Genomic DNA, 11,665 nt, shown 5'->3' with positions numbered 1-11,665 from the left:
CGCTCGACGTCGAAGTCGACAGGCTGCTGACGTTGCTGTTCGTGGTGCTCAGGCCAGTGGACAGGCTCGAGATGCCACTGGTCGCTGTGCTCAGGCCGGTCGAGAGGCTGTCGATGCCGCTCGTGGCGGTGCTCAGGCCAGACGACGTAGACGTCGAGAGGCTGCTCACGTTGCTGTTCGTCGTGCTCAGGCCGGTGGACAGGCTGGAGATGCCACTGGTCGCCGTGCTCAGGCCGGTCGACAGACTGGAGATGCCGCTCGACGTCGAAGTCGACAAGCTACCGACGTTGCTGTTGGTGGTGCTCAGGCCTGTGGAGAGGCTGGAGATGCCGCTGGTAGCGGTGCTGAGACCGGACGACGTCGACGTCGACAGACTGCTGACATTGCTGTTCGTCGTGCTCAAGCCGGTGGACAGACTCGAGATGCCACTGGTCGCCGTGCTCAGACCAGTCGAGAGGCTGTCGATTCCGCTCGTCGCGGTGCTCAGACCAGACGACGTGGAAGTCGAGAGGCTGCTGACGTTGCTGTTGGTGGTACTCAGGCCTGTGGAGAGGCTGGAGATGCCGCTGGTGGCGGTGCTGAGACCGGACGACGTCGACGTCGACAGGCTGCTGACATTGCTGTTCGTCGTGCTCAAGCCGGTGGACAGACTCGAGATGCCACTGGTCGCCGTGCTCAAGCCGGTCGAGAGACTGTCGATGCCGCTCGTCGCGGTGCTCAGACCCGACGATGTCGAAGTCGACAGGCTGCTCACGTTGCTATTGGTGGTGCTCAATCCCGTTGACAGACTCGAGATACCGCTGGTTGCGGTGCTCAGGCCCGTCGACAGGCTGTCGATGCCGCTCGCGGCCGTACTCAGGCCGCTCGACGTGGAGGTCGAGAGGCTGCTGACGTTGCTGTTCGTCGTGCTCAGGCCCGTGGACAGGCTGGAGATACCGCTGGTAGCAGTGCTGAGGCCGGACGACGTCGACGTCGAGAGGCTGCTGATGTTGCTGTTCGTGGTGCTCAGGCCGGTCGACAGGCTGGAGATGCCACTGGTCACTGTGCTGAGCCCCGTCGACAGGCTCGAGATACCGCTGGTCGCCGTGCTCAAGCCCGACGACGTCGAAGTCGAGAGGCTGTCCAGGTTGCTGTTCGTGGTGCTCAGTCCCGTGGACAGGCTGGAGATACCACTGGTCGCCGAGCTCAAGCCGGTCGAGAGGCTGTCGATGCCGCTGGTAGCGGTGCTGAGGCCGGACGACGTGGAAGTCGACAGGCTGCTCAGGTTGCTGTTCGTCGTGCTCAAGCCGGTGGACAGGCTCGAGATACCGCTGGTCGCCGTGCTCAGGCCAGACGACGTAGACGTCGAGAGGCTGCTGACGTTGCTGTTCGTGGTGCTCAGGCCCGTCGACAGGCTCGAGATGCCGCTGGTTGCCGTACTCAAACCCGACGACGTCGAAGTCGAGAGGCTGCTGACACTGCTGTTGGTCGTGCTCAAGCCGGTCGACAAGCTATCAATGCCGCTGGCAGCAGTGCTCAGGCCACTCGACGTCGAAGTCGACAGGCTGCTGACGTTGCTGTTCGTGGTGCTCAAGCCGGTGGACAGGCTCGAGATACCACTGGTCGCCGTGCTCAGGCCAGACGACGTGGACGTCGAGAGGCTGCTGACGTTGCTGTTCGTGGTGCTCAAACCGGTCGACAAGCTATCGATGCGACTCGTAGCCGTGCTCAAACCCGACGACGTCGAGGTCGACAAGCTGCTCACGTTGCTGTTCGTGGTGCTCAAGCCGGTCGACAGGCTCGAGATACCACTGGTCGCCGTGCTCAGGCCAGACGACGTAGACGTCGAAAGGCTGCTGACGTTGCTGTTCGTAGTGCTCAGGCCCGTCGACAGGCTCGAGATGCCGCTCGTAGCCGTGCTCAGGCCACTCGACGTGGACGTCGACAGGCTGCTGACGTTGCTGTTCGTCGTGCTCAAGCCCGTGGACAGGCTCGAGATGCCACTGGTCGCAGTGCTCAGGCCGGACGACGTCGAGGTCGACAGGCTGCTGACGTTGCTGTTCGTCGTGCTCAGGCCGGTGGACAGACTCGAGATGCCACTCGTGGCCGTGCTCAGGCCGCTCGACGTCGAAGTCGACAAGCTGCTCACGTTGCTGTTCGTCGTGCTCAAGCCGGTCGACAGGCTGTCGATGCTGCTCGTCGCAGTGCTCAGGCCGGACGACGTCGAGGTCGACAGGCTGCTGACGTTGCTGTTGGTCGTGCTCAGGCCAGTGGACAGGCTGGAGATGCCGCTGGTTGCCGTGCTCAGGCCGCTCGACGTCGAAGTCGACAGGCTGCTCACGTTGCTGTTCGTGGTACTCAGCCCGGTCGACAGGCTGTCGATGCTGCTCGTGGCAGTGCTCAACCCCGACGACGTTGAAGTCGACAAGCTGCTCACGTTGCTGTTCGTCGTGCTCAGGCCCGTCGACAGGCTCGAGATGCCGCTGGTTGCCGTACTCAAACCCGACGACGTCGAGGTCGAGAGACTGCTGACGTTGCTGTTGGTCGTGCTCAGCCCGGTCGACAGGCTGTCGATGCTGCTCGTCGCAGTGCTCAGGCCAGACGACGTGGAGGTCGACAAGCTGCTCACGTTGCTGTTCGTCGTGCTCAAGCCCGTGGACAGGCTGGAGATGCCGCTGGTGGCGGTGCTCAGGCCAGACGACGTGGACGTCGACAGGCTGCTGACGTTGCTGTTGGTCGTGCTCAGGCCGGTCGACAGACTGTCGATGCTGCTCGTCGCAGTGCTCAAGCCGGACGACGTGGAGGTCGAAAGACTGCTGACATTGCTGTTCGTCGAGCTCAGGCCCGTGGACAGGCTGGAGATGCCGCTCGTGGCGGTACTGAGGCCGGACGAAGTGGACGTCGACAGGCTGCTCACATTGCTGTTCGTCGTGCTCAGACCCGTCGACAGGCTCGAGATGCCGCTGGTCGCCGTGCTCAAGCCACTCGACGTCGAGGTCGAAAGGCTGTCCAGGTTGCTGTTCGTGGTGCTCAGGCCGCTCGACGTGGACGTCGACAGGCTGTCAATGCGGCTGGTGGCCGTGCTCAGACCCGACGATGTCGAAGTCGACAGGCTGCCCACGTTGCTGTTCGTCGTGCTCAGGCCCGTGGACAGGCTGGAGATGCCGCTCGTGGCGGTGCTGAGGCCGGACGACGTGGACGTCGAGAGGCTGCTGACGTTGCTGTTCGTGGTGCTCAGGCCGGTGGACAGACTGGAGATACCGCTGGTTGCGGTGCTCAAACCGGTCGACAAACTATCGATGCGGCTCGTAGCCGTGCTCAAACCCGAGGACGTCGAGGTCGACAAGCTGCCGACATTGCTGTTCGTCGTGCTCAGGCCAGTGGACAGACTGGAAATGCCACTGGTCGCCGAGCTGAGCCCCGTCGACAGGCTATCGATGCCACTCGCGGCCGTGCTCAGCCCGGTCGACGTGGATGTCGACAGGCTGCTCACGTTGCTGTTCGTGGTGCTCAGGCCAGTCGACAGACTGGAGATACCGCTGGTTGCCGTGCTCAAGCCGGTCGAGAGGCTATTGATGCTGCTCGTGGCCGTGCTCAGGCCCGACGACGTAGACGTCGACAAGCTGCTCACGTTGCTATTGGTCGTGCTCAGACCCGTCGAGAGGCTCTCAATGCCGCTCGTGGCCGTGCTCAGCCCACTCGACGTCGAGGTCGAAAGACTGCTGACATTGCTGTTCGTTGTGCTCAGGCCAGTGGACAGGCTCGAGATGCCGCTCGTGGCCGTGCTCAGGCCGCTCGACGTCGAAGTCGACAAGCTGCTCACGTTGCTGTTCGTCGTGCTCAAGCCAGTGGACAGGCTCGAGATGCCGCTGGTCGCCGTGCTCAGGCCGGACGACGTCGAGGTCGACAGGCTGCTGACGTTGCTGTTGGTCGTGCTCAGGCCAGTCGACAGGCTGTCGATGCTGCTCGTCGCAGTGCTCAAGCCGGACGACGTGGAGGTCGACAGGCTGCTCACATTGCTGTTCGTGGTGCTCAGGCCCGTAGACAGGCTCGAGATACCGCTGGTGGCCGTGCTCAAGCCACTCGACGTGGACGTCGACAGGCTGTCCAGGTTGCTGTTCGTGGAGCTGAGGCCAGTGGACAAGCTGGAGATACCGCTGGTCGCAGTACTCAAACCAGACGACGTCGAGGTCGAAAGGCTGCCAATGCTGCTCGTCGCCGTGCTCAAGCCAGACGACGTCGAAGTCGACAGGCTCGAAATACCACTGGTTGCCGTGCTCAAGCCGCTCGAGGTGGATGTCGACAAGCTGTCCAGGTTGCTATTGGTGGTGCTCAGGCCGGTGGACAGGCTGGCGATGCCGCTGGTCGCCGTGCTCAGCCCTGACGACGTGGACGTCGACAGGCTGCTCACATTGCTGTTGGTTGTGCTCAGACCGGTCGACAGGCTGTTGATGCCACTGGTGGCAGTGCTCAAACCAGACGACGTCGAAGTCGAAAGACTGTCGATGCTGCTCGTGGCCGTGCTCAGACCGGACGAGGTCGAGGTCGACAAGCTGCTGACGTTGCTGTTCGTCGTGCTCAGCCCCGTGGACAGGCTCGAGATACCGCTGGTGGCCGTGCTCAGACCCGACGATGTGGACGTGGAGAGGCTGTCGATGCTGCTCGTCGCGGTGCTCAGGCCAGACGACGTCGAGGTCGACAAGCTGCTGACGTTGCTGTTGGTCGTGCTCAAGCCAGTGGACAGGCTGGAGATGCCGCTGGTGGCAGTGCTCAGACCCGACGAGGTCGAAGTCGACAGACTGTCGATGCTGCTCGTCGCCGTGCTCAAGCCAGACGATGTCGACGTCGACAGGCTGCTGACGTTGCTGTTCGTCGTGCTCAAGCCAGACGAAGTCGAGGTCGACAAGCTGCCGACGTTGCTGTTCGTGGTGCTCAGACCCGTGGACAGGCTGGAGATACCGCTGGTGGCCGTGCTCAAGCCGCTCGACGTGGACGTCGACAAGCTGTCCAGGTTGCTGTTGGTGGTGCTCAGGCCGGTGGACAGGCTCGAGAAGCCACTGGTCGCCGTGCTCAAGCCCGTCGACAGGCTGTCGATGCTGCTCGTGGCCGTGCTCAGGCCGGACGATGTAGACGTCGACAAGCTGCTAATGCTGCTGTTCGCCGTGCTCAAACCCGACGACGTGGAGGTCGAGAGGCTGCCGACGTTGCTGTTCGTCGTGCTCAACCCAGTGGACAGGCTGGAGATGCCGCTGGTGGCGGTGCTCAGACCCGACGAGGTCGAGGTCGAGAGGCTGCTGACGTTGCTGTTCGTCGTGCTCAGGCCGGTCGACAGGCTGGAGATACCACTGGTCGCGGTGCTCAAACCAGAGGACGTAGACGTCGAAAGGCTGTCGATGTTGCTCGTCGCCGTGCTCAGGCCGGACGACGTCGAGGTCGACAGGCTGCTCACATTGCTGTTTGTCGTGCTCAAGCCAGTCGACAGGCTGGAGATACCGCTGGTGGCAGTGCTCAAACCAGACGACGTGGACGTCGATAGGCTGTCGATGTTGCTCGTCGCCGTGCTCAGGCCGCTCGACGTGGAGGTCGACAGGCTGCTGACGTTGCTGTTGGTCGTGCTCAAGCCAGTGGACAGGCTAGAGATGCCGCTGGTCGCAGTGCTCAGACCCGAGGACGTAGACGTCGAGAGGCTGTCGATGCTGCTCGTCGCCGTGCTCAGGCCGCTCGACGTGGATGTCGAAAGGCTATCGATACGGCTGTTGGTCGTGCTCAGGCCCGACGACGTCGAAGTCGACAGGCTCGAAATTCCACTGGTTGCAGTGCTCAGACCGCTCGACGTGGAGGTCGAAAGGCTGTCCAGGTTGCTGTTCGTGGAGCTGAGGCCGGTAGACAGGCTGGAGATGCCACTGGTCGCGGTGCTCAAACCGGACGAGGTCGAGGTCGACAAGCTGCTGACGTTGCCGTTCGTAGTACTCAGGCCAGTGGACAGGCTGGAGATGCCACTGGTCGCCGTGCTGAGCCCCGACGACGTCGAGGTCGACAAGCTGCTGACATTGCTGTTCGTGGTACTCAGGCCGGTAGACAGGCTGGAGATCCCGCTGGTGGCGGTGCTCAGACCCGACGACGTCGACGTCGAAAGGCTATCAATGCTGCTCGTGGCCGTGCTCAAGCCCGACGACGTGGACGTCGACAGGCTGCTGACGTTGCTGTTCGTGGTGCTCAGACCGGTCGACAGGCTGGAGATCCCACTGGTCGCCGTGCTCAAACCCGACGACGTCGAAGTCGAAAGGCTATCGATGCTGCTCGTAGCCGTGCTCAAACCAGACGACGTCGAGGTCGACAGGCTGCTCACGTTGCTGTTCGTCGTGCTCAGGCCCGTGGACAGGCTGGAGATACCGCTGGTTGCGGTGCTCAGCCCCGACGACGTCGAAGTCGAAAGGCTGTCAATGCTGCTCGTGGCTGTGCTCAAGCCCGACGACGTGGACGTCGACAGGCTGCTCACATTGCTGTTGGTCGTGCTCAGACCGGTCGACAGGCTGGAGATCCCACTGGTCGCCGTGCTCAGACCCGACGATGTCGAAGTCGACAGGCTGCCCACGTTGCTGTTCGTCGTGCTCAGGCCCGTCGACAGGCTCGAGATGCCGCTGGTCGCCGTGCTCAAGCCACTCGACGTCGAGGTCGAAAGGCTGTCCAGGTTGCTGTTCGTGGTGCTGAGGCCGCTCGACGTGGACGTCGACAGGCTGTCGATACGGCTGTTGGCTGTGCTCAGACCCGACGATGTCGAAGTCGACAGGCTGCCCACGTTGCTGTTCGTGGTGCTCAGGCCTGTAGACAGGCTGGAGATGCCGCTCGTGGCGGTGCTGAGGCCAGACGACGTGGAAGTCGACAGGCTGCTGACATTGCTGTTTGTCGAGCTCAGGCTCGTGGACAGGCTAGAGATCCCGCTGGTCGCCGTGCTCAGGCCACTCGACGTAGAAGTCGACAGGCTGCTCACGTTGCTGTTGGTCGTGCTCAGGCCCGTCGACAAGCTCGAGATGCCGCTGGTTGCAGTGCTCAGACCAGACGACGTCGAGGTCGACAGGCTGCTCACATTGCTGTTGGTCGTGCTCAGGCTCGTGGACAAGCTGGCGATGCCGCTGGTCGCTGTGCTCAGACCGCTCGAGGTAGACGTCGACAAGCTATCGATGCTGCTCGTCGCCGTGCTAAGGCCCGACGACGTAGACGTCGAGAGGCTGTCAATACGACTATTGGTGGTGCTCAGACCCGAGGACGTCGAGGTCGACAGACTGCTGACGTTGCTGTTGGTCGTGCTCAGGCCCGTGGACAAGCTGGCGATGCCACTGGTCGCAGTGCTCAGACCGCTCGAGGTAGACGTCGAGAGGCTGTCGATGCTGCTCGTGGCGGTGCTCAGGCCCGACGACGTGGAGGTCGAAAGGCTATCGATTCGACTGTTGGTCGTGCTCAAACCACTGGACGTCGAGGTCGACAAGCTGCCCACGCTGCTGTTCGTGGTGCTCAAGCCCGTCGACAGGCTGGCGATGCCACTGGTCGCAGTGCTCAGGCCCGACGATGTCGAAGTCGACAGGCTACTCACGTTGCTGTTGGTCGTGCTCAGGCCAGTAGACAGGCTCGAGATGCCGCTGGTTGCCGTACTCAAGCCCGACGACGTCGAGGTCGACAGGCTGCTCACGTTGCTGTTCGTCGTGCTCAGGCCGGTGGACAAGCTGGAGATACCACTGGTCGCCGTGCTCAGTCCCGACGACGTAGACGTCGAGAGGCTGTCCAGGTTGCTGTTGGTGCTGCTCAGAGCCGTAGACAGGCTCGAGATGCCGCTGGTCGCCGTGCTCAGACCAGACGACGTCGAGGTCGACAGACTGCTGACGTTGCTGTTGGTCGTGCTCAGGCCCGTCGACAGGCTCGAGATGCCGCTCGTAGCCGTGCTCAGGCCGCTCGACGTAGACGTCGACAAGCTGCTCACATTGCTATTCGTGGTGCTCAGGCCCGTGGACAGGCTGGAGATACCGCTGGTCGCAGTGCTCAGTCCCGACGACGTCGAGGTCGACAGGCTGCTGACGTTGCTGTTCGTGGTGCTGAGACCGGTCGAAAGGCTGGAGATGCCGCTGGTCGCGGTGCTCAACCCGCTCGACGTGGAAGTCGAGAGGCTGTCCAGGTTGCTGTTGGTGCTGCTCAGAGCCGTGGACAGGCTCGAGATACCACTGGTCGCCGTGCTCAGGCCCGACGACGTAGATGTCGAGAGGCTGTCGATGCTGCTCGTGGCCGTGCTCAGGCCGGACGACGTCGAGGTCGACAGGCTGCTCACGTTGCTGTTCGTCGTGCTCAGACCTGTGGACAGGCTCGAAATGCCGCTAGCTGCAGTACTCAGGCCCGACGACGTCGACGTCGACAGGCTGCTCACATTGCTGTTGGTCGTGCTCAGGCCCGTCGACAGACTGTTGATGCCGCTCGTAGCGGTACTCAAACCGGACGACGTGGACGTCGACAAGCTGCTGACGTTGCTGTTCGTGGTGCTCAGGCCCGTGGACAAGCTGGAGATGCCGCTGGTGGCAGTGCTCAGGCCCGACGACGTCGAGGTCGACAAGCTGCTCACGTTGCTGTTCGTCGTGCTCAGCCCCGTGGACAGGCTCGAGATACCACTGGTCGCAGTGCTCAGGCCGCTCGACGTGGACGTCGAGAGACTGTCGATGCGGCTGTTGGTCGTGCTCAGACCCGACGATGTCGAGGTCGACAAGCTACCCACGTTGCTGTTCGTGGTGCTCAAGCCCGTGGACAGGCTGGAGATGCTGCTCGTGGCCGTGCTCAGGCCGGACGAGGTCGAAGTCGACAGACTGCTGACGTTGCTGTTGGTCGTGCTCAGGCCCGTCGACAAGCTGGAGATGCCGCTGGTCGCGGTGCTCAGACCCGACGATGTGGAGGTCGACAAACTGCTGACGTTGCTGTTCGTCGTGCTCAGACCTGTGGACAGGCTCGAGATGCCGCTCGTGGCGGTGCTCAGACCGCTTGAAGTCGACGTCGACAGGCTGTCGATGCGGCTGTTGGTCGTGCTCAGGCCAGTCGACGTGGACGTTGACAGGCTGCCCACGTTGCTGTTCGTCGTGCTCAAGCCCGTGGACAGGCTCGAGATTCCGCTGGTCGCCGTGCTCAGACCCGACGACGTCGACGTCGAAAGGCTGCTCACGTTGCTATTCGTAGTGCTCAGGCCTGTGGACAGGCTGGAGATACCGCTCGTGGCCGTGCTCAAGCCGGACGACGTCGATGTCGACAGGCTACTGACGTTGCTGTTCGTGGTGCTCAGGCCAGTCGACAGGCTGGAGATGCCGCTGGTGGCCGTGCTCAAACCGGACGACGTCGAAGTCGACAGGCTGCTGACGTTGCTGTTGGTCGTGCTCAGGCCGCTTGAAGTCGACGTCGACAGGCTGTCGATGCGGCTGCTGCTGGTGCTCAGGCCGGACGACGTGGAGGTCGACAAGCTGCTGACGTTGCTGTTCGTCGTGCTCAGACCTGTGGACAGGCTCGAGATGCCGCTCGTGGCCGTGCTCAAGCCAGACGACGTCGATGTCGACAGGCTACTGACGTTGCTGTTCGTCGTGCTCAGACCTGTGGACAGGCTTGAGATTCCGCTGGTCGCCGTGCTCAGACCGCTCGACGTCGATGTCGAAAGGCTGTCGATGCGGCTGCTGCTGGTGCTCAGTCCGGACGACGTAGAAGTCGATAGACTACTGACGTTGCTGTTCGTGGTGCTCAGGCCCGTCGACAGGCTGGAGATGCCACTGGTGGCCGTGCTCAAACCGGACGACGTGGAGGTCGACAGGCTGCTGACGTTGCTGTTGGTCGTGCTCAGGCCGCTTGAAGTCGACGTCGACAGGCTGTCGATGCGGCTGCTGCTGGTGCTCAGGCCCGACGATGTGGAGGTCGACAAGCTGCCGACGTTGCTGTTCGTGGTACTCAGACCTGTGGACAGGCTGGAGATCCCGCTCGTCGCTGTGCTGAGGCCCGACGACGTCGACGTCGACAGGCTGTCGATGCGGCTGTTGGTCGTGCTGAGGCCAGTCGACGTGGAAGTCGAAAGACTGCCGACGTTGCTGTTCGTGGTGCTCAGGCCGGTCGACAGGCTCGAGATGCTGCTCGTGGCCGTGCTCAGTCCCGACGACGTCGAAGTCGACAGGCTGTTGATGCGACTGCTCGCCGTGCTCAGGCCCGACGATGTGGATGTCGACAGGCTGGCGACGTTGCTGTTTGTGGTGCTCAGGCCCGTGGACAGGCTGGCGATGCTGCTCGTGGCCGTGCTCAGGCCCGAAGACGTCGACGTCGACAGGCTGCTGATGCTGCTGTTGGTCGTGCTCAGCGTCGAATACAACTGGCTGCCGTTGATGGCATCCGTGCTGGTGTCGGTGATCCGTCCTGCTGCGACATTGGTGATCTGACGTTCGTTGTTGAGCGAGCCCACACTGACCACGCCAATAGGCGACGCGCCCGCAAAACCCGAATAGGTCACCGAGCCGATCGTCGCGGTGGGCGCCGCGGTCGCAGTGCTGGCAATCGCATTGGCACCGATGGCAACCGCGTTGGCCGACGTTGCCTGCGCATTCAAGCCCAGAGCCATCGCGCCGGCGACGTTGGCCTTGGCCCCCGTGCCCATGGCGAACGCGTCGGAAGCCGTGGCCTGAGCGTTAGCGCCCATGGCGACGGCGCCGGTCGTTCCCGTATTCGTCTTGGCCCCAGCGCCGAAAGCCAGGGAATTGGTGCCGGCCGCAACCGCCGCACTCGTGGCATCGCCGCCAAGCGCTACAGCCCCGGAGCCTGTCGCCTGAGCGGCGGCACCGATGGCAACGGCGTATGTATTGGTGGCGCGAGAGCCACCGGCTGTGCCACCCAAGCCGCCGAATGCCACTGCGCCAGTCCCCGTAGCCTGCGCGCCAGACCCCACTGCGAGAGCGCCGGCACCATTTGCCAACGTGGCCGTCTGGTTTGCGTTGCCCCCGATCGCGATCGCATTGGTCCCCGTCGCGTTGGCGCGATCTCCGATGGCGATGCCTGAAGCCGAGCCTGTCGCATTCGCACCCCATCCAATGGCGACAGCCGCATCCTGCGGTGCCTGGGCGTTATATCCAAGGGCGATGCCGCCACTTACCGCGTTGGCTTGTTGCCCGATGGCAACGGCGTGGGCGCCGTTGGCGAGCGCGGTGCCGCCAATGGCAACGCCACCGACGGCGTTTGCGCCTTGACCCAACGCGACAGCACCGTTACCGGACGCAAAGGCCCGGTCAGTGCCGCTGCCGCTGCCGATAGCCACCGACTCTCCCGACGCGTTGCCAAAAGCAGTGTTGGATGTGCTGTTGGGAGGCGCATATTGAGCCAACGCCCCACCCCCATACCCCGCCGCAGCTCCCGCCACCACCAAAGCAGCCACCGTCGCCACACGCGACTTGCTCTTCTTCCCCCGCGCCGAAGTGATTTCAGACGCCGCAACCCAGGCCCCCAGGGCTTCATTCCAGATACTTCGGTAAGACTTGTTCATATTCTTCGAGCTCGGTTCACAGAGGGCGGGCGCGGTATCAACGGCGGAGGAAGGCAACGACCGCCCGCGGCTCGTTGCCCCAGCCAGGGTCGTAGTTACCCTGACGTTCACAATGGACGCGGTAATGTACGCAGCCGTTTACATTTGCAGCCA

General features: G+C 63.1%; 2 pseudogenes. Both read right to left on the bottom strand.

Going from position 1 to position 11,665, the window contains the following annotated elements:
- Positions 1-151: 151 nt before the first annotated feature.
- Positions 152-9,076: pseudogene (locus AC07OX_RS17925) on the bottom strand (beta strand repeat-containing protein); the annotation flags it as partial.
- A gap of 1,269 nt (positions 9,077-10,345) precedes the next feature.
- Positions 10,346-11,512: pseudogene (locus AC07OX_RS17920) on the bottom strand (ESPR-type extended signal peptide-containing protein); the annotation flags it as partial.
- Positions 11,513-11,665: the final 153 nt, after the last annotated feature.

It is taken from the genome of Variovorax sp. GW821-FHT09D07 (assembly GCF_059416345.1).
The sequence above is the reverse complement of the archived record's forward strand: the minus strand, read 5'-3'. Positions and strand labels throughout refer to the sequence as shown.